This window comes from Bartonella massiliensis, assembly GCF_902150025.1.
GTDB classification, from domain to species: domain Bacteria; phylum Pseudomonadota; class Alphaproteobacteria; order Rhizobiales; family Rhizobiaceae; genus Bartonella; species Bartonella massiliensis.
The window spans coordinates 17,703-41,106 of record NZ_CABFVS010000004.1 but is presented as its reverse complement, the minus strand read 5'-3'; the positions used below and the strand labels follow the sequence as shown (position 1 = coordinate 41,106).

Annotated in this window: 16 protein-coding genes and 1 pseudogene; 4 read left to right on the top strand and 13 right to left on the bottom strand. The window is 41.0% G+C overall.

Features of this window, described 5'->3' with window-relative positions; all coding sequences use genetic code 11:
• Nucleotides 1–421: 421 nt before the first annotated feature.
• Complete coding sequence (ispG, locus tag FNZ60_RS01475) at nt 422–1,687, bottom strand: flavodoxin-dependent (E)-4-hydroxy-3-methylbut-2-enyl-diphosphate synthase (RefSeq protein ID WP_142415989.1); 1,266 nt, start codon at nt 1,685–1,687, stop codon at nt 422–424.
• 911 nt (nt 1,688–2,598) lie between these two features.
• Between ispG and FNZ60_RS01470 the strand changes: the two genes are divergently transcribed.
• Entirely contained in the window at nt 2,599–2,898 is a 300-nt protein-coding gene (locus FNZ60_RS01470) for a hypothetical protein (RefSeq protein ID WP_142415988.1), read from the top strand.
• A 629-nt stretch (nt 2,899–3,527) separates the two neighbouring features.
• Here the strand turns inward: FNZ60_RS01470 and FNZ60_RS01465 are convergent.
• From FNZ60_RS01465 to FNZ60_RS09580, 10 genes and pseudogenes are all read right to left on the bottom strand, one after another.
• Nucleotides 3,528–4,535 carry an HlyD family secretion protein gene (locus FNZ60_RS01465; RefSeq protein WP_142415987.1) on the bottom strand — a complete coding sequence of 336 codons (1,008 nt, stop codon included), beginning with the start codon at nt 4,533–4,535 and terminating at the stop codon, nt 3,528–3,530.
• Between the two features lie 24 nt (nt 4,536–4,559).
• Entirely contained in the window at nt 4,560–6,194 is a 1,635-nt protein-coding gene (locus tag FNZ60_RS01460) for an MFS transporter (protein ID WP_142415986.1), read from the bottom strand.
• A gap of 26 nt (nt 6,195–6,220) precedes the next feature.
• A complete protein-coding gene (locus tag FNZ60_RS01455; protein ID WP_142415985.1) occupies nt 6,221–6,637 on the bottom strand; it encodes a F0F1 ATP synthase subunit delta/epsilon in 417 nt (138 codons plus the stop codon).
• A 114-nt stretch (nt 6,638–6,751) separates the two neighbouring features.
• Nucleotides 6,752–8,377, bottom strand: a complete 1,626-nt coding sequence (gene atpD / locus FNZ60_RS01450) for a F0F1 ATP synthase subunit beta (RefSeq protein ID WP_142415984.1) — start codon at nt 8,375–8,377, stop codon at nt 6,752–6,754.
• Between the two features lie 19 nt (nt 8,378–8,396).
• A complete protein-coding gene (locus FNZ60_RS01445) occupies nt 8,397–9,323 on the bottom strand; it encodes a F0F1 ATP synthase subunit gamma (RefSeq protein ID WP_142415983.1) in 927 nt (308 codons plus the stop codon).
• A gap of 20 nt (nt 9,324–9,343) precedes the next feature.
• Nucleotides 9,344–10,879 carry a F0F1 ATP synthase subunit alpha gene (atpA, locus tag FNZ60_RS01440; RefSeq protein WP_142415982.1) on the bottom strand — a complete coding sequence of 512 codons (1,536 nt, stop codon included), beginning with the start codon at nt 10,877–10,879 and terminating at the stop codon, nt 9,344–9,346.
• A complete protein-coding gene (gene atpH / locus FNZ60_RS01435; RefSeq protein WP_142415981.1) occupies nt 10,879–11,463 on the bottom strand; it encodes an ATP synthase F1 subunit delta in 585 nt (194 codons plus the stop codon). Before atpH ends, atpA begins: the two co-directional genes overlap by 1 nt.
• 279 nt (nt 11,464–11,742) lie before the next feature.
• Nucleotides 11,743–12,052: pseudogene (locus tag FNZ60_RS01430) on the bottom strand (integrase arm-type DNA-binding domain-containing protein); the annotation flags it as partial.
• Between the two features lie 542 nt (nt 12,053–12,594).
• Nucleotides 12,595–14,790 (bottom strand): primosomal protein N', encoded by a 2,196-nt coding sequence (locus tag FNZ60_RS01420; protein ID WP_142415980.1) that lies wholly within the window; start codon nt 14,788–14,790, stop codon nt 12,595–12,597.
• Nucleotides 14,791–15,355: 565 nt separating this feature from the next.
• On the bottom strand, nt 15,356–15,505 hold the full coding sequence (locus FNZ60_RS09580; protein WP_185913403.1) for a hypothetical protein: 150 nt from the start codon (nt 15,503–15,505) through the stop codon (nt 15,356–15,358).
• Nucleotides 15,506–16,880: 1,375 nt separating this feature from the next.
• On the opposite strand from FNZ60_RS09580, the gene fsa reads away from it, so the two are divergent.
• Nucleotides 16,881–17,534, top strand: coding sequence for a fructose-6-phosphate aldolase (gene fsa, locus FNZ60_RS01415; protein ID WP_142415979.1), 654 nt, complete (start codon nt 16,881–16,883; stop codon nt 17,532–17,534).
• Here fsa and FNZ60_RS01410 read toward each other — a convergent pair.
• On the bottom strand, nt 17,531–18,157 hold the full coding sequence (locus FNZ60_RS01410) for an LPS assembly lipoprotein LptE (RefSeq protein WP_142415978.1): 627 nt from the start codon (nt 18,155–18,157) through the stop codon (nt 17,531–17,533). The two genes, fsa and FNZ60_RS01410, sit on opposite strands and share 4 nt — an antisense overlap.
• Complete coding sequence (leuS, locus tag FNZ60_RS01405) at nt 18,144–20,834, bottom strand: leucine--tRNA ligase (RefSeq protein ID WP_142415977.1); 2,691 nt, start codon at nt 20,832–20,834, stop codon at nt 18,144–18,146. The genes FNZ60_RS01410 and leuS overlap by 14 nt, the downstream gene beginning before the upstream one ends.
• Nucleotides 20,835–20,996: 162 nt before the next feature.
• Between leuS and FNZ60_RS01400 the strand changes: the two genes are divergently transcribed.
• Entirely contained in the window at nt 20,997–21,686 is a 690-nt protein-coding gene (locus tag FNZ60_RS01400; RefSeq protein WP_142415976.1) for a YggS family pyridoxal phosphate-dependent enzyme, read from the top strand.
• 1,326 nt (nt 21,687–23,012) lie between these two features.
• Complete coding sequence (locus FNZ60_RS09575; protein ID WP_185913401.1) at nt 23,013–23,174, top strand: hypothetical protein; 162 nt, start codon at nt 23,013–23,015, stop codon at nt 23,172–23,174.
• Nucleotides 23,175–23,404: the final 230 nt, after the last annotated feature.

The following is a 23,404-nucleotide window of genomic DNA, read 5'->3' as shown; positions in this document are numbered from 1 at the left end:
AGCTATCGCAACATTGGAGGCTAGCAAATAGTACAATGGTGCCGGTGTGCTCTTTTATAGTGTGCTCTTTTATAAAGCGTAAAGATGAAGGGGTTTCATGGCTTTATTGTTATATTCTTCATGGGTCGGTGCCATGAAATAAGATTGAGTACTTTGAGAGATGTCTCTTTAAAACAAACCTATAAATATGCAAACCAATAGCGTTTTGTTTTTTACGTGAGAATCGTGCCTGCATTTAAAAACGTGAGGAATAAAGGCATGAGGCAATAAGCAATTTTTATTATTTATGAAGCGTAAAGGGGCTCCATAAGTTTTACACTTCACGAAAACTTTACGCTTATACCACTCATAAACCCTATCGTGAAACAGGCTTGGGAACTTTAAAACTTAGGGATCTTAAAAGATATCTTTACCGCCTTTTTTAAACCTTGTGCGATTGTTTTTCTTCACCTTGCCCAAAGCGTGTATGAATATAATCACTCAAAAGCGCCTCGAATTCTTCAGCAATGTGATCCCCTCGCAAAGTTTTGACCTTTTGTCCTTCAATAAAAACCGGAGCCGCTGGATTTTCCCCCACTCCAGGCAATGAAATTCCAATATCCGCATGTTTTGATTCTCCAGGTCCATTGACGATACAGCCCATCACAGCAACCTTCAAACTTTCAACTCCAGGGTATTTTTCACGCCAAACGGGCATATTTTTGTGTAAATCCGCTTCAATTTTTTGTGCCAATTGCTGAAACACTGTCGAGGTTGTGCGACCACATCCAGGACAAGCCGCAACAACAGGCAAAAATTGCTGAAATCCCATCACTTGTAAAAGCTCTTGCCCCACTTTTACTTCTCGTGTTCGATCCCCACCCGGTTCAGGCGTTAAAGAAATTCGTATCGTATCGCCAATCCCTTGCTGTAATAAAATGCCCAAAGCCACCGAAGAAGCAACAATTCCCTTTGTTCCCATCCCCGCTTCCGTTAACCCCAAATGAAGAGCATAATCACACCGCTCTGCCAAAGAGGTATAGACAGCAATAAGATCTTGAACATCACTCACTTTAGCAGAAAGGATAATTTTATCACGCCCCAACCCAAGCTCTTCCGCAAAAGATGCCGAAAGCAAAGCCGACTGCACAATCGTTTCCCGCATGACTTCAGCAACCGATAAAGGATTTTCTTGTCGTGCATTTTCGTCCATAAGCCGTGTTAACAACGCATTATCAAGAGAACCCCAATTCACGCCGATGCGAATAGGTTTATGATACCGACAAGCAATTTCAATAATTTCTGCAAATTGACGATCTTTTTTTGCACCAAAACCAACATTTCCAGGATTGATCCGATATTTTGCAAGCGCCTCAGCACATGCTGGGTGCTCTGATAAAAGCTTATGGCCAATATAATGAAAATCCCCAACCAATGGAATAAAAAATCCTAACCGCTCCAATCGCTCCCGTATTTTTGGTACCGCTGCCGCCGCTTCATCACGATCAACCGTAATCCGGACCAATTTTGAACCGGCTTGCCAAAGAGCTGCCACTTGAGCAACGGTTGCATCAACATCAGCAGTATCGGTATTGGTCATTGACTGTATAACAATCGGGCTCTGCCCCCCAATCATCACATCACCAACAGCAACACCAACAGAGCGACGACGCTCAAGGGGTTTAGATAAAGAATAGGTCGTGCTCATCAAGTCCTCAAATCTTTAAAGCCTGCGCTCTCAATCATCATTGATATTGACTTTCTCCGCGCCTCAAAGGACGAAAATGATACCGCCCCCCAATCTTTAAGAGATTGCTTTAAGTTCCACCTGTCACCCCCTGATGCAATCCAGCCCATAAGCGAGATTCATTTCACAAATGCCCCAGATAAATCCTACCCCTCCTGTTCCGGTTCACACTTTTACACTTGCTTTCTTCAAAGAGAAACTGAAATCAAACAGAGACAATACGCTATGTTTAAGTTGCATCACCTATACCCTACATCAACATCATAACAAAACAATATTTTACAACACAACAGATAACGCTTATCATAGCATAATTTTAAAAAATGCATGAAAAATACCGCCCAATTAAGTCAACATATTGATTTACAATAATCCATTTTTTTCCAAATTTGAATGGAAAACCGAAACATCGTAAGCTTCTCTCATTTCAAACCTATTCATCATCAATCAAAACCATATCTCCTAAGCACCTAAAAGCAGCCGTGTAGAAAAACTAAAAAGATAAAAATGCTTGATAAGCCGTCTCTAAAGGCTATCACAATACGAAAAAAACAAAAAAAAACGAAGGCACAAGCTGTACAGCTTTTATGAAATCAAAGAGAGGATGAAAAACGAGCTTTATATCCTTCACAAAGGATCATTCTTTGCAAGAGATTGTACCTTACACCCTTCACAAACCCATCATGAAATAAACGCCCACCCATCAATAGACACCTCATTAAACCCAAACGCTTAAATTTTCTCTCACCCCCAAAGCTGCATACCCCAATCAGATGATCCATGCAACCTTTCAATTTTTAAGCCGTTATAGCAAAACCCCAAACACAATTCCAACGATCATGCAACAATTTAACACATGAAGGAGTCAACAGATGTGTCTATTTTCAACTAACGCTAAAAATGCTAAAATAAAAAAACGTATCGCACAATTAAAAAAAGAGCTGGTAAAAAAAGAGCTGGTCCCCGTCAATCATTGGGGTTCTCAAAATGATAGCTTTGAAAACATTTCTGAGCTATTTAACGCGTGGAAACAAAAGGGGCGCCATGCGCTTTATCACCTCAACGAACATGCGACAGAATTAAAGAAAAAAGTGAAAGAAAACCCTAAAAAAACCCTCGCACTCGCTGCAGGATTAGCTTTAGCAAGCGTCTTACTAATGCGTAAAAATTAATCCCCCCAACAACCTCCCTCTTTTAATGCCCGCCCCCAAAGCGGGCATTTTTTCACCGTTGATCAAGCACAATACTTGACGCCCTGCTCCTAACTTGACATCCTCAACAGGATAAATTTTCCACCCCACCAGTCTCTATCATCCAACTTTTTATCAACGCGTCCTCTGTCACACATTTGCACTTCATAACCACCACACTTTAAAGAACAGCATTGCGCGAAACGTCAGGCAAACTCTGTTCTCAATATTGTTTTAATATTCCTCCAAGTCATCAGTCTGTAAACACTCAATTTTTTATCGAGTAGTTTCACCTAATGTCCTCACATGCCACCCCACATCGCCATACCTCAAAGAACCACCATATCTCAAAGAACAGTGTCGTGAGAGACGTCAAGGAAGCTCTAAAGTATTCCATTCACCCCCATTCTCCTCTACTGAAGTTATTTCAAAGGAAATGGAAGTGTTTCAAAGAGGCATGCGCTTGAAAATTCTAAAAAATATTATTTTACATCATAACAGATAAGAGCTTTACAAAATCGATCATCACAAACCAAACGAAATCTTCTAAAGTGAACACCCATTTGCTATAAGCAAATGGTATAAAAATTAAACTGAAAAAACCCAAAATTTTATCCTCCAGAATCGACCCGCTGCGAAGTATCCACATATGTCACCACAGACATCCCAGGAATGAGCTTTTCGATCCCTTCCTGACCAGGATCTAAAGCGATTCGCACTGAAATACGTTGCGCAATTTTAATAAAGTTACCAATTGTCGTATCTGTTTTTAACAATGAAAACTCTGAACCTGTCGCTGGAGCAAAACGAACCACACGCCCTGTTAACTTTTTATTGTTCAATGCATCAACAGAAAAAACAACCGGTTGTCCCACACGCATCTGAGAAAGCTGCGTTTCTTTATAATTAGCAATAATCCAAATATCATCAGAAATAACAGAAAGCAGTTGCGTACCCGGCATAACATATTGCCCTACCCTAGCACCAACCAATCCAATATAGCCTGTTCGAGGCGATAAAATCTTTGTATGATCGAGATTAAGTTTTGCCAACTCAACACTCACCTTTGCACCCGCAACTTCTGACTGTAAACTTTGCCGTTCAAGATTTAATTGTTTTTGTAATTGTCGTTTTGTTTCCAGCGCTGCCAAGAGTTGTGAAAGAGGACGAGAAATAGCATTTTCTGCATCATCAAAACCTAATTTTTTACTGTCTGGAACAACATTGGAGAACGCTCGTGAACGCGCCAATTCGACTTCTGCTGTGTTAATTTCACCCTGCAAAAGCTGTGCTTGCAATTCAATACTAGCCAATTTTGCATTTTTTGAATCAAGAACAGCCTGTGCCCGTGCAAGCTGCTGACGAAAGAGAGAATCATCAAGCTCAAAGAGCAGCATTCCCTTTTCGACGCGTTGATAATCTTGCACATAAATCCGTGCAATCACCCCAGAGATCTGTGAACTAACCAAAGTAACTTCACCTTTAATGGAAGCATTATCTGTTATTTGAATGTTACTCACAAAAGGAGGAAGTCTCCAAGCCCACAAAATCAGCAGAACACCCGTAATACCTGACAGAAATGCAACAATTGTAGCTTTTGACCGTAATGCTTTTATCATTTTTTGCACCCCTCTTCTATAACATCACTCTACTTTATCTAATGCCCGTAAAGAACATGACTTAACAACCATTGTGACAAGAAGAATAACGAATACAACCATTGAAATATAAAAATAAAGCCGAAAAACATCATCATAAGCAAAAATATTTGCTGTTAACTTAAATTTCTCTATCAACAGAGAAGTTCCCTGCTCACTCCCCAAACCATAAGGAACAGAAGCACCATAAGAAGGCGAAAACAAAGTATTCATCTCACCAGAAATAAGCGGATCAGTTACAACAATATTTTGTGTTAAAGACTCAAAGTTCTTATGGGCAAAATAAACCTGTAGGCTGCCAAAAAAAGCCGACCCCATCAGCCCTCCTGTCACTTGCGTGAGCAAAAAAACAGCAATAAAACTCAAAACGTAACGTGGTCCTTTTTCTCCGGCTATCACAAACCCCTTACAAAGAGCAGGAGGCAAAAAAAGTGCATAACTAAAACTCACCAACCCTTGACTGAGCATCATGTCTTGCGGACGCGTTAGATGATTGACACGACTGTTTAAATAAGCGCCAAGTGCCAAACACCCCAAAGATAACAAATAAAAATAATCTTCACGCCCTACGCGTAAAAAAAACACACAAACAGCTCCCCCTAACAGAGTCCCCAATGTCACCGCAAGATACATGGGTGCCATTTCACGATTGAGCAAACCAAAAAGATTAAAAAAACCAACAGGCAAATTGGGTCGTTCCAATAAAAAAACATGAAAAATCAATAAAATAAAAACAGATTGGATCATTTCTTTACTGAAGATCCAACGCAGATCAATCAATGGTTTCTCTCTATTAAGCTCAATCATAATAGCAATAGCCAACGAGAAAATAGCAAGTGCAAGCCCCCAACCAATCCATGGTGCTTCATACCACCAATACAATATGCCAACAGACATAATCACGGCATTAAGACCAAGACCAAAAGCAATCAAACCGTAGCTTATCCAATCTAACTTTTGAATAACCTTGCTGCGAACAACAGGCGTAAGGGGTAAAGTATAGATACAGACCAAACTGATGAGAACCAACCCCATTTCCAAAGCAGAAAGACTGGAAAAATCACCACTTTCCAATAAATCAGGCGAGATCAACCGTGATAAAGGTGCCGCTAGAGCTGCATTCATATAATTCAAACTCAAACCAACAGTAAACTTTTTTGCTGGCGCAAAAGCCTCCATCATATAAAGCAGTGCAAGCGAGGCCAAAGGCGCAGCAGCAATCCCAGCAAAAAAGCGAATAATCAACGCAGAACGCAAATCAGTCACAAAAAGCTGCAACACACAAACCAAAACGAAGCCAAGGATCGACAGTTCAGCAAAAGCACGCAACCCAAACTGATAGCGGATTTTGATCAACATAATCGCCACACTGACATTGGGTGCCATGTAGGCTGCAACCAACCATGTCGTCTCAGCTAAAGTTGCGTGAAAATCACCGGTCAGATGGACAATATTAGACTGAACAATATTAGCCCCTAAACCATAAGCCCACTGCAAAATAAGAGAAGCAAAAATATAAACAAAACATTTCGGCAAAGGTCCGGCAAAAATACGCCCAGGATGCGGAAAAGGTTTTCCGCCTCTTTTAGCAGACACAACCGTACTCTTTTTTCCGCTCATGTCACCTATTCCTAATACACCCTTAGCTACGCTTCTATCAATACAGAACCATCAGCTGAAAATTGCTGGAAAAAAGCCTCGATTTTAGGATTGTCCGCATCGCTCACTCCCCCCTCTAACGTCGCTTGAACCTGCAAAATCTTCTGTTCTAATACATCAAAAGAAAGATGCTCAACAGCCACAACATGCTCGACCAATAACGAACAACCCGAAAAGGTAATATTGGCAACACCTCCGCAAACAGCAAAGAGCTTTTCACCCGCAGAAGTGTGAACACGAACACTCCCCAACACAATGCTTGCCACCAATGGCGCATGATGTGCCATAACGGTCAAAGAACCTGAAGCTGAAGGAAGAACAACAGACACCACCTGCTCTGAAAACACAATCTTTTCCGGCGATACAAGCTCAAATAAAAAATGCTCTTCTCTATTGTTTTCCACAACAGTCTCCACAATACCCGATAGAAGGACTCTCTGCCCTCTTTAACAACTCATCTTTTCAACAATTTGCCCTTATTTAACGAAAAATTTCTCTTCAAGTAAAAAGCTTCTCATTTAAGAAGCTTCTGCCATGAGACGTTTTCCTTTTTCAAGAGCTTCATCAATTGAACCAACCATATAAAAAGCAGCTTCTGGCAAATCATCATAATCGCCTGCACAAAGACCTTTAAAGCCTTTGATTGTATCTTCCAAAGGAACAAGCTTCCCCGGCGAACCCGTAAAGGCTTCCGCCACATGGAAAGGTTGCGAAAGGAAACGTTCAATTTTACGCGCCCGTCCCACCAATAATTTGTCATCTTCAGAAAGTTCATCCATTCCCAGAATAGCAATAATATCCTGAAGCGCTCTATAACGTTGTAAAATGGTTTGCACTTGACAAGCAACCGTATAATGCTCTTCTCCCACGATCAATGGATCCAACATACGCGAGAAAGAATCAAGCGGATCAACAGCCGGATAAATTCCCTTTTCCGCAATAGAGCGCGAAAGAACAGTTGTTGCATCCAAATGAGCAAAAGACGTTGCCGGCGCTGGATCTGTCAAGTCATCGGCAGGAACATAAATTGCCTGAACGGAAGTAATAGAGCCTGTTTTTGTACTGGTAATACGTTCTTGCAAAGCCCCCATATCCGTTGCCAAAGTAGGCTGGTACCCCACAGCAGAAGGAATACGTCCTAAAAGAGCCGACACCTCAGCCCCTGCTTGTGTGAAACGGAAAATATTATCCACAAAGAAGAGAACATCTTGTCCTTCATCACGGAAACTTTCTGCAATGGTCAAGCCTGAAAGAGCAACACGCGCACGAGCCCCTGGTGGTTCATTCATTTGCCCGTAAACAAGTGCACATTTTGACCCTTCTGTTGAACCATTATTGTCTTTTGGATTCACATTCACGCGGCTTTCAATCATTTCGTAATAAAGATCATTTCCCTCACGTGTCCGTTCTCCCACACCAGCAAATACAGAATAACCACCATGTGCTTTTGCAATATTGTTTATAAGCTCCATAATGAGAACGGTTTTTCCAACACCAGCACCACCAAACAAGCCAATTTTACCCCCTTTCGAATAAGGGGCTAATAAATCCACAACCTTAATACCCGTGACAAGAATCTCTGAAACAGTCGATTGCTCAACATATTCAGGCGCCTCTTGGTGAATAGAACGTGTTTTGGTCGCAGGGATTGGTCCTACATTATCCACCGGCTCTCCAATCACATTCATAATACGTCCCAATGTTGCTTCTCCTACAGGAACACGAATTTGTGCTCCTGTATCCACGACCTTTTGGCCGCGCATTAGACCATCGGTCGTATCCATCGCAATCGTACGCACGGTATTTTCACCCAAGTGTTGCGCAACTTCTAACACCAAGCGATTGCCTAAATTCTCTGTTTCCAAAGCATTGAGAATATTTGGCAATGCCCCTTCAAATTGCACATCAACGACAGCACCAATAACCTGCTTGATCTCACCAACAGCGCCTTTTGCATGCTCTTCTTTTTTTACCGTTTCCTTTTTTCCCACTGTCCCTTTAGCGGCGCTACGCGCAGACACCGTGGACGAATCCTTTACATCCACTTGAGATTTTGAAATGTTTTTTTTCACGCTGGAACGAGCAGCTGGTTTCTTTTTTTCACCTTTTTCTGCTCCTTTGCTTGAGGTTACTGCTTTTGCCATCAATCTTTACCTTTTCCATTTACAGCGCTTCAGCGCCCGCAATAATTTCGATCAATTCTGTCGTAATTTGTGCTTGACGTTGACGATTATAAGCCACCGTCAATTTATTAATCATTTCACCCGCATTGCGTGATGCATTGTCCATAGCTGTCATCTTTGCCCCCATTTCACCCGCAACATTTTCCAGTAAAGCCCGAAAGATTTGTACTGAAAGATTGCGAGGCACAAGCACCTCTAAAAGAGAAGCAGCATCAGGTTCATACTCATAAACAATTGCTCCATTAACAGCCGATTGTGAATCTCCAATCATCTCTGTTTGATCCACAACATCTATTGCCTCAACAGCTGCTTTTGGAGCAACCATAGGGATCAAGCCGAAAGCTGTTGGACGCTGATTAATCACAGAAATAAACTCAGAATAAAACAGCGTACAGACATCAAAAGCACCTTCATTGAACAAATCAACAATGCGTTGACTAATCATCATCGCCTCTGCAAAACCAACTCGCTTTACAGCATGCAAGTCGATGTGATCAATCATCAAACTTTTGTAATCACGCGATAAAATATCAGCACCCTTTTTACCCACAGTAATAATTTTCACAATCTTACCGGCTGCCAACAACGCTTTAATCTGCTCACGAGCACGACGAGCGATCTGCACATTAAAAGCACCACACAAACCGCGCTCGGCAGTACACACCACCAAGAGATGCACATCATCGCGCCCCGTACCACGCATAAGAGCAGGGGCATCAACACCATCCACATCCGCAGCAACACTGGTTAAAATATCAGCCATCCTCTTCGCATAAGGGCGTGCTGATTGTGCCGCTTCTTGCGCACGCGACAACCTTGCTGCTGCAACCATTTGCATAGCTTTGGTAATTTTCTGTGTTGCTTTAACCGAAGCGATACGGTCTCTAAGATCCTTTAATGAAGCCATTCAAGCATTCCATCGATTCATCACGAAAAATTTTTCGCATAAGTGTTAAGAACAGTGATCAACTTATCTTTCAACTCATCTGTTATCTGCTTTTGCTCAGCAATTGCCTTTAAGAGATCTTGATAATCACTCCGCAAAAGCACCAAAAGCCCTTGCTCAAACCGCGCAACATCAGAAACCGCGAGAGAATCAAGATAGCCGTTCACACCCGCAAAAATAACCACCACCTGCTCTTCCGTTTTGAGTGGAGAAAATTGTGGCTGCTTTAAAAGCTCTGTCAAGCGCGCTCCCCGATTCAAAAGTCTCTGAGTTGACGCATCCAAATCAGAGCCAAACTGCGCAAAAGCTGCCATTTCACGATATTGCGCCAATTCACCTTTAATCGAACCGGCAACCTGCTTCATTGCCTTAATTTGTGCGGACGAACCAACACGAGACACAGAAAGACCAACATTTACAGCAGGACGGATACCTTGGTAAAACAAATTGGTCTCCAAAAATATTTGCCCATCCGTAATCGAAATCACATTTGTAGGAATATAAGCCGAAACATCATTGGCTTGCGTTTCAATGACTGGCAAAGCGGTCAACGACCCCGATCCATTTTCCGCATTCAACTTTGCAGCCCGTTCTAAAAGACGCGAATGCAAATAGAAAACATCTCCCGGATAAGCTTCACGCCCTGGTGGACGACGCAACAAAAGAGACATTTGACGATAAGCTACGGCTTGTTTTGACAAGTCATCATAACCGATCAAAGCATGTTGCCCATTATCACGGAAATATTCGCCCATAGCACATCCCGCAAGAGGTGCAATAAATTGCAAGGGCGCAGGATCAGAAGCGGTTGCCGCAACAATAATGGAATATTCCAATGCGCCACGTTCTTCTAAAACTTTAACAAATTGCGCTACAGTTGAACGTTTTTGGCCGATAGCCACATAAATACAATAAACTTTATCCTGCTCTCGACCAGCTCCTTTTTCATGAAAAGGCTTTTGGTTTAAAAATGTATCGAGCAAAATCGCTGTTTTTCCTGTTTGGCGATCACCAATCACCAACTCACGCTGTCCCCGCCCAATAGGGATGAGTGCATCAATGGCTTTTAATCCGGTCGACATTGGTTCATGCACAGACTGACGCGGAATAATCCCTGGCGCCTTAACATCAACACGACGACGCTCTGTTGCTTGAAGTGGCCCCTTACCATCTATAGGATTTCCAAGAGCATCAACCACACGGCCGAGCAAAGCCGGCCCCACAGGGACATCCACGATAGCGCCCAAGCGCTTTACACAATCCCCTTCGCGAATATCGCGATCTGAGCCAAAAATGACCACACCGACATTATCAACTTCCAAATTGAGCGCCATCCCGCGCACACCATTTGGAAAAGCAACCATTTCCCCAGCTTGAACATTATCCAAACCATAAACGCGAGCGATACCATCCCCCACAGAGAGAACCCAACCAATTTCTGAAACCTCAGCCTTTTGGTCAAAGTTTTTGATTTGCTCTTTTAGAATTTTTGAAATTTCAGATGGTCTAATATCCATCAGCTGACCTCTTTTTTCAATGCAAGCTTAAGTGAAGACAATTTTGTTAAAAGAGACGTATCAATTTGAAACGCCCCAACACGAACGATTAATCCACCAAGAATTGTTGGATCCACAATGATGTGTAGCAAAACTTTTCCCCCAACGACACCTTCCAAAGTCTCACACAACTGTTGTTTTTGTTGAGAATTCAGTGGGCGCGCAGAAACAATTTGTGCAGTAATTTGCCTACGAGCACGTGCAACACAACGCTGAAAAGCATGTAAAATACCAAATACGGCACTAAGCCTACGGTTTTCTGCAATAACGCGTAAAAAATTACCAACAACCTTTCCTGCTTCTTTATCAGCAAATTTGATGTTTTCACAAACAGACTGCATCACCTTAATTTGCTCTTTAACCGAAAAGAATGGGCTGAGCACAAAGTGCTTTAAATCTTCATTTTGCTCTAAAACAAGCAAAAAATCTTCCACTGCCTTTTCAATCTTTTCAACGTTTCCTGCTTCTTGAACGCAATTAAAAAGCGCTTGCGCATAGCGTTGATCTACCAACGGCAGCGGTATGAGAGAAAATGAATCTGACACGAAATACCGCCTCTTTCCCTTAAGCGACTCTCTGATAGTTATCAGATGATAATGAAACAGACATCCTCAATCTTAAGAATCTTCTTCTTAAAACCTCGAATAAAAACCTTTTGGTTTCTAGCATAGACATAACCGACTCGCAACACCACAAATCGCTGCTTTTTAAAAATTTTAAATAAAATATTCAAAATATTTTTGAAAAGGATTTTTTTAGATCGATAAGATGGCATCACGTTTTTTTATGCCTCTTTTTGACATTCTGTGAAAAAAAGTCATGCTCTTTAATTTTGCTTCAAACGCTTTTGCAGCTCCAAACAACGATTCTTCTTTTAAATAATGGAAATTGCTTATTGCCTCACGCTTTTGTTTCTCACGTTCCTTAATGGGATCACGACCTTCACGTAAAATAGAACGCCCCCCAGTTGCAGTTTCACGGGCTTCTTTTAAAGAGACATCTCTCAAAGTGCACACCACACCCATTTCGCGGGCGGCACCCGTGAATGGTATACCGGTAAAGCCCCCCTGGAATAATATAAAATCCATTGAGCCCCCCATCTTTACGCCTGATCAGGAGCAAGCCGGCACCATCACACACTTGTGCCAACCTTTGAATGTTGCGGACCAGACTTTGGGCTTGTAAGACGGTTCATAAAAAGCCATTTTTATTGTACAATCCAGTTGTCGCGATAATTTTCGTTAAAAATGTGCACTTTACCAACCTCTCCGATATACAGCTTTTACCCACATGGCCCACCCGCTTGTTATGTGCAAGCAAGTGATTTTGATTGATTTAACATAAGTAGACTTGAAATGAGAGAATCTTACGATATTCAGGACTCTCATTCAACATACAAAATAGTAAAATATCATTATAAATCAAAATGTTGTTACGTCTTGGCGCTGTTATGCTGACACAATCAAAGAGGCAAGACGCCCATAGGACAAGCAAATAATAACACTGACGTGGTGCAATCTCATGCGCATAAAAATCTTCACCTTTTTGCGAAAGGAGAGCTTTTATAACTGGATGACCCTATTGATAGGTTTGAAGTTGATAGGTTTGTAATAATCCTAAACTTTCCAATCCTACCCGCCCTACTCTTCCAGTCATATGAAAAAGAAATTTAATTTTTAAAAAAAGCTTTGCGGATCAATATCAATTTGAACCCGAACGGAACTCGGCATTTTGGGGGTATTGCCAAGCATGGTACGAATAAACCCTTGTATATCAAAAGAGCGTAGACCTTGTAGTAAAAGCCGAAAACGATAACGCCCTCGAACCAAAGCCAAAGGGGCTTCTGCGGGTCCCATAACCGAGATATTTTTGTCCCGTGGTGCCGCTTGACGCAATGCACGTGCATAATGTTCTGCGGCTTGACGCTGTTGTGATGACACAATCAAAGAGGCAAGGCGCCCATAGGGAGGCAAATGATAATGCTGACGTACTGCAATCTCATGCGCATAAAAATCTTCACCTTTTTGCGAAAGGAGAGCTTTTATAACCGGATGATCCGGTTGATAGGTTTGCAATAATCCTAAACTTTCCAATCCTACCCGCCCTGCTCTTCCAGTCACTTGAGAAAGCAACTGGAAGGTCCGTTCACTTGCCCGTAAATCGCCATTGGCAAGACCAAGATCAGCATCAATAACCCCCACCAGCGAGAGCTTGGGAAAATGATGTCCTTTAGCGACCAACTGTGTTCCAATAATAATATCCACATCGCCATTGGCAATAGCTTGCAATTCGCTTCGCAACTGTCCAATCCCGCCTTTGAGATCTGTTGAAAGAATCAATGATCGCGCTTGTGGAAAAAGTCCTTGTGTTTCTTCTGCAATTCTTTCCACACCCGGTCCACAAGCCACAAGATGGTCTAATGTTCCACATTCAGGACAGGCTTCTGGAATTGGTTGATGATAGCCACAATGATGGCATTTCAGTTGTCCTTGCGCACGATGTTCGACCAACCAACTTGAACAATCGCTACAATGAAAACGATGTCCGCAAACTCGGCATAAAGTTAAAGGCGCATAACCACGGCGATTAAGAAAAAGCAGCGCCTGCTCACCTTTCTCAAGCGTCTGTTTTAAAGCCCTTTCAAGAGAAAAGGAAATAAAACGCCCCTTTTGCACCCCTCCTTGACGCATATCAATGACCCGCAATTGTGGAAGAGCGACTTCTTTAAAACGCGAAGGCAAATGCACCTTTTGGTAACGCCCTTTTAAAACATTGGCTTGGCTTTCAATCGACGGTGTTGCTGAAGATAAAATAACAGGAAAATGCTCAAAAGAGCCCCGTGCAACAGCCATATCACGCGCATGATAAAAAATGCGCTCTTCTTGTTTATAAGCACTATCATGTTCTTCATCAACCACAATCAAACCAAGTGCATGAAAGGGAAGAAAAAGTGCCGAACGAGCGCCCGCAACAACACGCACCCGCCCTTCTGCAACTTGTCTCCAAACACGTTCTCTACGACGTGGAGTCAAATCAGAATGCCATTCTGCTGCCACAGCGCCAAAACGTGCATAAAAACGATCTAAAAATTGCTGTGTTAAAGCAATTTCCGGCAATAAAATTAAAACTTGGCGCCCCCCTTTAAAAGCTTGAGAAACCGCTTCAAAATAAACTTCTGTCTTTCCAGAACCCGTCACACCATCCAGCAAAAAAACTTGAAACTGAGAAAATAAAACCCCTTCCCGCAACAATTTTGCTGCTTCACTCTGTGCACCCTGCAACTGAGGAGAACAGAAATCAGGATCAGGCATGCCCACAAGATCAGGAGCAGGAATCTTAACATCTTCAAAAACGCCTAACGCTTTTAACCCTTCAACAACAGAAACAGAAGTTCTAGCCGCATGCGCAAGACCAGAACGTGTCCATATCTTCTCACCACGCACCAATTCCAAAACCCGTGATCGGGCTGGTGTGAGACGTTCCACATCTCCCCCACAATAGCGCAATCCCAGCATCTGCGCTTCCGGCTCTAAAGCAGCCGGTACGGACAAAACCAATCGTGCAACAAGACCAAAAGGCGTCATTGTATAACGACTAACAAACTGCAAAAATGCAATCATTTCTGGCTTTAATGGCGGACAATCAAAAACATGTAAGAGAGAACGTAATTTTTCACGCGCTACCGAAGCAGCCCGTTGTCCATCCTTTTCCCCCTCTCCAACATCCACAACAAAACCGCAAAGCTCACGCCCCATCACTGGAACCCGAACAAAAGAACCAATTTCTACCTCCATAGAAGACGGAACTTTATAACTATAAGCATGAGCAACAGGAAGAGGAACCAATACAGAGACAACCTTTTCCTCTATCATGTTTGAATTTACCCTTTTAACCAAGCGACGTTTCCCCCCTTATCTCAAATCCTCTCGAGCATCAACAGATCTACATCTTATCTTTAAACACTCTTATAAAACGCATGGCGGGATTTAAATCACTCTCCCTTTCACACACACGCCTCTCACAAAAGTTCTTTTTAATACGCATTCCATCACCAAAACACCAACAATCAACACAACGTCATCTTCTATAACAAAAAAACAGTGCCATTCTCTAGTGTATAAAGCTCATCGCCATTAAGCATTCAATAGAATATCATCAGTACGCTCTTTAGTGATCCCATAGTGCAGCTTCATGCCTAATACGCCCTTTTATTTTCTGATTACACCATACCTCAATTTGTAATCAATAATTTGATTTATAAAGATAAATAACTGTTTTATATACTGTAATATGCCCCTAATATGAGCGTTTTTTCATTTCCACCCCATCGAGAAACATTTGCAAATCTTTATTGATGCAAAAATATTCAATGCTTTTGATAATAGGAAAAGTAATACTGCAAATGAAACCATTGTAAGAACCGCTGCAATATTCGTCTTAAGCTTCATACCAAGGCATGAAAACAGTACACGTATCTTTCAGCTTGGAAAAATACACAAACAATATAGGCAACAAACCGACACCATCATACCCTTTTGCCAACCCCCGAATGTTGCAACAACCATGAAGACAGTTCATAAGAGACATTTTGAATCCTTTATTGAACAAACTTTATCCACGCAGGCTACCCCCTTATAACATGCAAGTCCATGTTTTTGCTTGATTCAACACAGAAACAAATTTGAGATGAGAAAGTTTTACAGAAAGTTCTTAATTCAAATTGAAGAACGATACATTATTTTTATAAATCAATGCAATACAGAGGTAAATTGTTAAAGAATTATTGTGTATTTTTTAAAAATCTTTCTCATAAAATTTCTTGATATTAAGCGCTATTTAAACCCATTTTTCTCATCATCTTATGATGCCTCCATTTAATCATAAGCCCCCACGATCATAGCCCTTTAAAATGTCTTACAACATCTTAAAAAAACGAAAGTTTTTAACCCCACAAATCTGTAAATAATGCCCATACTCTAACTTCCAAAACAGGCTTTACAGCCTCCTCATATCGTGCATATCCCCCAAACGCTATTTCGTAAGATAAAACCCGCCCTTCTCTAAAATATTCATCACCCACTCCCAAGCTTACTTGGTAAAGGTAATCATCAATAGTCTAAAGATAAAACCATTGGTCACCAACCTTTTTACACTTTTATAAAAGCTATAAAAGAGAAAGCGAACACCATCACAAGCTCTGCCAACCTGTAAATGCCGCAATAATCTTTAGCGCTTGAAACACTTCATAAGAAGAATCTTTAATCCTTAATGTTTTTACCTCATCTTCCCTCTCCTCTATAACGTACAAAAAAGCAATTTTAATGGTTGTAACACAAAGCAACGTATGTGATGAGAAAACCACACTATCTTCACTGTTATGATTTAAGTTTAAAATTTATTATTTATCATTCTCAATCAATATCTTGATCATAAAAAATACTTCATACAATAAAATTTTACATGCTTTCTCCAGTAGTGTTTTACGACACAATAAATCCATTCTTTTATACGTTACGAACAAAATGAAACATAATTCCCTGTGAAAAAGGGGAGCACCCTATGATTATGATGCACTCACAAATATCAAAAGCAATCACCCATGAAAAATCAGCAAAGGGTGTGATAATGCTCGCCTATTGCCATAAGTATAAAGATACCGCTCTACAAAGATGCCAATACACAAAAATATTAATGCGCAATGAATCCTATGTCTTATCACAAACAAAGCCATAAAATAGATGTGCAAATAACACGAGATCTTGTTTACAGAAAGCAGGGATATAACGAACACCATGGCATTCTTTTTCATGAACACCCTTTTTCATTAACTCCACGGCATTCCTATTTTCACAGAGATATTCATTCTTGCTCTTGCTTTTACAGTCAACAATAGCGCATAACAAAAAAGCAGGATAAAGTGCGAAAAGCTTTGAATAAAAAAGCGAAAAAGAATAGGTGAGAGATGAAATTTTTTGTAGATAGCGCCAATATTGAAGAAATCCAAGAATTACAAAATTTAAGCCTTGTTGATGGTGTGACCACCAATCCCTCTCTTATCCTCAAATCAGGACGCAATATTCTTGAAGTGACAAAAGAAATTTGTTCCCTTGTTAGCGGACCTGTTTCTGCTGAAGTTGCAGCAACAGAATTTGAAAACATCATGAAAGAAGCAGCTATTTTAGCAAAGGTTGCTGACAATATTTGCATCAAGCTTCCTTTAACACTTGATGGATTAAAAGCTTGTAAAGCCCTTACAGCAGAAGGATTAAAAACAAATCTCACACTTTGTTTTTCTGCCAATCAAGCCTTACTTGCTGCTAAAGCAGGTGCAACATTTGTTTCGCCTTTTATCGGAAGACTCGATGATTGCGGAATCAATGGCAATGAACTCCTCCATGAAATTCGCACAATTTATGATAATTATAACTTTAAGACACAAATCTTAGCTGCTTCAATCCGCACCGTTAATCATGTTAAAGAGGCAGCCTTAAGCGGTGCTGACGTTGCAACAATCCCACCCGCAATCTTAAAAGCACTGATCAAGCATCCTCTCACCGATAAAGGATTGCAAATATTTCTCGATGATTGGAAAAAAACAGGACAAAATATTGCTTAATGGCGAGAAATCTTATGAGAAAGATCTTTTGCAAGTGATAAAAAAATCTGCTCAGCTAACTCTTCTGCCACACGTTTTTTTGCATCTTCTTCTGCTTGCATCGTTGCATATTCTTGACGAAGTCGTTCAAAAGATGCATTCATGATTGCTGTTCCTTTTGCAACAGGCATATTTTTCATATCCTGCAAGATATAGGAAGCTCTGCTCATAACAGTTCCAACAGAAGGTCGTCCCTCTCTCTTTTTCTCAAGATCAACCTCTATTTGCATTGATTCTCTTGTAAAGACAGATATCTGCAATGCCAATTGATAAGCTGGAGTTAAAGATTTACCACCATTGCCATACAGCAAAAACAACAAATGATTACGCACCATTTGTCCAAAACGATCCGAAGGCTCTTCCACAACAATAGAGGCAAGCTTTGCTGCAAGCCCCAAAGAAGCTTGCCCAGAAAGGTGCTCAGCAATAGAGTTCTGAGAAGCAACAGAATCCTGATAAGTAATAGAATTCATTGCCCTTAAACTCTGCGACTCTTGACGATAGAGCGGCTCAACTTTGCATCCATATAAAAGAGTTAACAAACCAGCTATACTGACAAGCAAAAAACTTTTAAAAAACAACATTTACAATCCTTTGTGGAACAATAATGATTTTTTTCATAGGCTTTTCGCCCAGCTGTGTCTGTACGAAATCTAAAGCCAAAACCGCTTCTTTAATCATCGTCTCACTCGCTGTTGCTGCAACCCTCACTTCACCGCGTTTTTTACCATTAATTTGTACCGGCAAAATATAGCTTTCTTCAACGATTAATGCGGGATCATAAATGGGCCAAGCAAGCGCAGACATTAAAGTCCTCTCCCCTAAAGCAGCATGGCATTCTTCAGCTAAATGGGGCATAATCGGTGCAATCATAGCAAGAAAAAAATCCACGGCTTGACGGAGAGAGGCTTTCATTTCACCCTCAAGATCAGCCACTTTATTTAACAAAGGTGCCATAATATTCAAGAATTCATAAAGACGTGCAATAGCGCGATTAAAAGCGAATTTTTCTAAATCATCTTCTACAGCCTGAAGCGTACGATGTGCAACCTTTGAAAGTTCCAAAGCCACCCCCTGATGCCCTGCACAAGGGGCCACATCCCTTAACACAACAGCACTCAAAGCCACATGGCGCCAAACACGTTGCACAAAGCGATGCGCACCTTCAACCCCCGATTCTGTCCAGATAACATCTCGCTCGGGAGGTGAATCAGACAATACAAACCAACGCACAGTATCGGCGCCATAGGAAGCAATAATGTCATCCGGATCAACAACATTCTTTTTTGATTTTGACATTTTCTCAATTAAGCCGATCGTCACTTCGCTTTGATCAGTTAATTTATAAGCCTGACGCTTACCATCTTTTTCAACAATCGAAATTTCTGCTGGAGAAACCCACCCTTGATCATCACGATAGGTTTCATGCACCACCATCCCTTGGGTAAACAGCCCCTTAAAAGGCTCATTCACCGTCACATGACCAACTAATTTCATAGCACGCATAAAAAAGCGCGCATAAAGAAGATGCAAAATCGCATGCTCAATTCCACCAATATATTGTTGTACAGGCAACCATTCAGTGGTTGCTTGTTTCTCAACAGGTTCTGATGCAAAAGGAGCCGTAAAGCGTGCATAATACCAAGAAGAGTCAACAAATGTATCCATGGTATCCGTTTCACGTTTAGCAGGTTTCCCACAGGAAGGACAAGCAACATCCTGCCACCTTTCATGCCGCGCAAGAGGATTGCCTGGTTGATCAAAAGTAACATCATCCGGCAACACAACCGGCAAATCGGAACGTGGTACAGATACAACGCCACACGTTGTACAATGGATCATCGGAATGGGACATCCCCAATAACGTTGACGCGAAATTCCCCAATCACGCAAACGAAATTGCACAGTCTTTTCTCCCTGCGATTGCCCATTAAGCACTTGCTCCCCAAGCCTTTTGGCTGCTTCTTCAAAGGCTTGTTGCGGTGTCAAACCATCCAAAAAGCTGGAGTTGATCATTACCCCATCACCAACATAAGGCGTTTCAGATATGACAAAATCTTCTTTTTCAACCCCTTTGGGCAAAACCACCGGTTTTATCGGAAGGTCATATTTACGCGCAAAATCAAAGTCTCTCTGATCATGAGCCGGACAACCAAAAACAACCCCCGTTCCATAGTCCATCAGCACAAAATTAGCGATATAAACGGGTATATGCACCGTTGAATCAAAAGGATGCACCGCTACAAGAGGGGTAAGAAAACCTTGTTTTTCAGCTGTTTCAAGTGCTGCTGTTGTTATTGCCCCGCTCCGACAACTCTCAACAAAAGCCTCTAGTGCTTTGTCTTTTTTTGCCAAAGCTTGAGCAATGGGGTGGTCAACAGACAGCGCTAAAAAGGAAGCGCCAAACAACGTATCAGGACGCGTTGAATAACACACAACCTCATCAAATGCCTTACAAATATCCTCAGCATTCTTGGCATCATCCGCATCCCTTGCATTACCAGTATTCCTCGCGTCATCAGCTGCCGACTTTAAAGCCCAACGAATCAGCAAGCCTTGGGATTTGCCGATCCAATTTTTTTGCATCGTGCGAACTTTTTCCGGCCATTGATCCAGTTCTTCAAGGCCTGTCAAGAGATCTTCACTAAAGTCGCTAATTTTGAAAAACCATTGGGTCAACTCACGTTGTTCAACCAACGCCCCCGAACGCCATCCCCGACCATCAACAACCTGTTCATTGGCCAAAACGGTATGATCAACGGGGTCCCAATTCACCTTAGCCACTTTACGCGCCACCAATCCCTTTTGATAAAAATCAAGGAACAGCATTTGTTGACGGTGGTAATAGTCCACATCACAGGTTGCAAATTCACGTGTCCAATCGAGTGAAAGCCCTAATTGCTTTAATTGCCCACGCATGACCGCAATATTTTCATAGGTCCAAGTTTTAGGATGAACTTTACTTTGCAAAGCCGCATTTTCAGCCGGCATACCAAAAGCATCCCAACCCATAGGATGAAGCACATTAAAGCCTTTTGCGCGTTTATAGCGCGCAACCACATCTCCCATAGCATAATTACGTACATGCCCCATATGAATACGCCCTGAGGGATAAGGAAACATCTCTAAAACGTAATATTTTTCACGACTATCTTCCCCCACAGTCTGAAAAATTTTCTTTTCATCCCAAATTTCTTGCCATTTTTTTTCTCGTGCCCGTGGATTATAGCGTTCACCTAACTTATAATGTTCAACTGTCATTCCCATTATACTCTTTTAACAAAACTGAACCAAAAAACTTGTTTTATTATGCTTGACCATGGATTAACCTCATCGTCAACAATTTCATGAAATATTTCCTTAAGTATTTTATAAAAACAATCAACCCCTGAATAAAAATTGAACAAAAATGGTAACAAAAACATGAATATACACATCCCCCCTCATAACTCTTCCATTGAAGCATGGGAAAACCTGCAAAAAGACATTGCGGCAATATGCCAAGAACGACAACGCCCCATAGAAGAAATTGAACTTATCGCTGTTTCAAAAACTGTTTCTGCCGCTGATATACGCCCCCTTTTGCAAGCCGGTCATGCTCAATTTGCAGAAAACCGTGTGCAAGAAGCTACCGCAAAATGGCCCGATTTACGTCAAGAATTTGAAAATATTAAACTTCATCTCATCGGACCTCTACAATCCAATAAAACCGCTGAAGCTGTCAAACTTTTTGATGTTATTCAAACGGTTGATCGTGAAAAAATAGCCAAAATTTTGAGCATAGAAATGCAAAAACAAAAAAGGCACCTTCCCTGCTATGTGCAAGTCAACATTGGCTTAGAACCACAAAAAAGTGGTGTTGATCCACAAGAAGTGATCCCTTTTGTTTCTCGATGCAAAAACACCTATGGGCTTGATATTATCGGTCTTATGGCCATCCCCCCTGTCGACGAAAACCCCGGTCCTTATTTTGCACTCTTAGCACAGTTGGCAAAACAAGCCGGTCTTCCAAAGCTTTCCATGGGCATGTCTAGTGACTTCAAAACCGCTCTACAATTTGGCTCTAATGTCCTTCGTATTGGCTCTGCTTTATTTGGAAAACGTCCTGTGTAAAGCAATTTCGCTTCATATAAAGTCATTCCCCCTTCATATAAATTCCTATTGAAAACTCTCCGAACAAGCCAAAAACAACAGAAATGAGAAAAAATATTCCCCTCAATCGCGATAAAAGCGCAACTCTAGCAGAAAAAATTCCCGTCCCTTTTTTACCCCCATCCCTTTTTCACCCTATGCGCAAAATGAGCAAAAGCTGCTCTTCCTAATCTTCTCACCAGCACATCCCTAAACCTGTACAATGACTTCAAAATTGTCCTATTGGCTCTCCCGGTTCTTCACCTTGACTCTGCTTTATGAAGAGATGAGCCAGCGCCGTCCTACACTCCCCTCACAACGTTGCGATAACCCTTAAGCCATTGAAAAAACTTCATGAAAAGACATGCCTTTCTTGTACAGTTTTACGCCACGCAAGACTTCTCCTCTTATCACATACAAACAAATGGTTTTGATTGATTCACCATAAGAGAGATTTTAAATGAGAGAATCTAACGGTCTTTAAGGCTCTCATTCAAGGTGAATAACGATATATTACCATGATACATAAACATATTGACTTATCTTAAAGCACCTCCCTCGACCATCTTTCCAGAAAAAAAGAAACAACTATTTGTAAAGGTAAAATGATAAGAACGATAAAAGTAGTTTGTACATTAATGAAAAAAGATCGCAAAATAACTAAAAGATAAAAGAACATTCCAGTTGTCGCGACAATTTTCGTAAAAAGGGGCACTTTACCAACTTCTCCGATATGCCCTCACTTCAATACCATCAAGCAGGCAAAGAAAAGATTCGAAGACGACACCCAATAAAACCGATGCACGACAAATGTCCTACGCCCAAGAAAATATATAAAACCATACGAAACAACAAGGGGGCCATTATAAGAACAACAACAGCTCAGCAAAGGACAACAAAGGCTTTCCACACACTGAACGTAAAATACGGTCGATATTCAACTGAAAAAAAATAAAAAAAACCGTGCGTATGCACAAAACACATACACGCAAAACAACGGCAACGAAGCCGAATTTAATAACAGTCTCATTTTCTTAACCAGTTATTATAAATCAAAGGAAAACCACCAACTTTTCAGATACGAAATTCTTCTAATTTTAAAATTAAATTAAGAAAAATAGTGATATATTTTAATATCTTATAAAGTGTGTAATAGTCATTTGAAATATATCATTATCATACTGTTTTAATAGAGATAATTCAAAGAGGATTAATATAAGAAATTTTGCTTCATATGTAACTTATACGATACATAACTCAACACCTGTTTATGGAAATGCATGTAGTCCCAGTGGTTTTGCTAATAACATGGTTTCACACGCCCCTACACTAGGAGGTCAGGGAGGACTAACAGGTGCAGCAGGGGGATTTTTGTTTGGAGGACCAGCAGGCGCTCTTACAGGTGGAACTGTAGGTTTGGGAGGGGGACTCATTGGAGGTTCTATTTATAGCTTTGGACAGTCTGCTTGAAATTATTGGTTCTAATTTATAAAAAGTAGCTACAAAGCTATCTCTGAAATTAGTAGTTTTGTAAATATATTTGAAAAAACATACCAAAGTAAAATATCTACATCTATGAATAAAATAGTTTTCAGAGATATTTAATATAGATTACATTTTATAATTAAGACTTTTTTATAATGAATATTCATTATGAAATCATAGGAATATTTTTCATACTAATTAATGACTCCTAATAG

Coding starts and splice junctions, on each gene's coding strand:
- FNZ60_RS01400 (WP_142415976.1), top strand. CDS start 20,997: ATGAATATACACATCCCCCCTCATAACTCTTCCATTGAAGCATGGGAA.
- fsa (WP_142415979.1), top strand. CDS start 16,881: ATGAAATTTTTTGTAGATAGCGCCAATATTGAAGAAATCCAAGAATTA.
- atpD (WP_142415984.1), bottom strand. CDS start 8,377: ATGGCAAAAGCAGTAACCTCAAGCAAAGGAGCAGAAAAAGGTGAAAAA.
- FNZ60_RS09580 (WP_185913403.1), bottom strand. CDS start 15,505: ATGTCTCTTATGAACTGTCTTCATGGTTGTTGCAACATTCGGGGGTTG.
- ispG (WP_142415989.1), bottom strand. CDS start 1,687: ATGAGCACGACCTATTCTTTATCTAAACCCCTTGAGCGTCGTCGCTCT.
- FNZ60_RS01460 (WP_142415986.1), bottom strand. CDS start 6,194: ATGAGCGGAAAAAAGAGTACGGTTGTGTCTGCTAAAAGAGGCGGAAAA.
- FNZ60_RS01465 (WP_142415987.1), bottom strand. CDS start 4,535: ATGATAAAAGCATTACGGTCAAAAGCTACAATTGTTGCATTTCTGTCA.
- atpA (WP_142415982.1), bottom strand. CDS start 10,879: ATGGATATTAGACCATCTGAAATTTCAAAAATTCTAAAAGAGCAAATC.
- FNZ60_RS01445 (WP_142415983.1), bottom strand. CDS start 9,323: ATGGCTTCATTAAAGGATCTTAGAGACCGTATCGCTTCGGTTAAAGCA.
- leuS (WP_142415977.1), bottom strand. CDS start 20,834: ATGACAGTTGAACATTATAAGTTAGGTGAACGCTATAATCCACGGGCA.
- FNZ60_RS01470 (WP_142415988.1), top strand. CDS start 2,599: ATGTGTCTATTTTCAACTAACGCTAAAAATGCTAAAATAAAAAAACGT.
- FNZ60_RS01410 (WP_142415978.1), bottom strand. CDS start 18,157: ATGTTGTTTTTTAAAAGTTTTTTGCTTGTCAGTATAGCTGGTTTGTTA.
- FNZ60_RS01420 (WP_142415980.1), bottom strand. CDS start 14,790: ATGATAGAGGAAAAGGTTGTCTCTGTATTGGTTCCTCTTCCTGTTGCT.
- FNZ60_RS09575 (WP_185913401.1), top strand. CDS start 23,013: ATGGTTTCACACGCCCCTACACTAGGAGGTCAGGGAGGACTAACAGGT.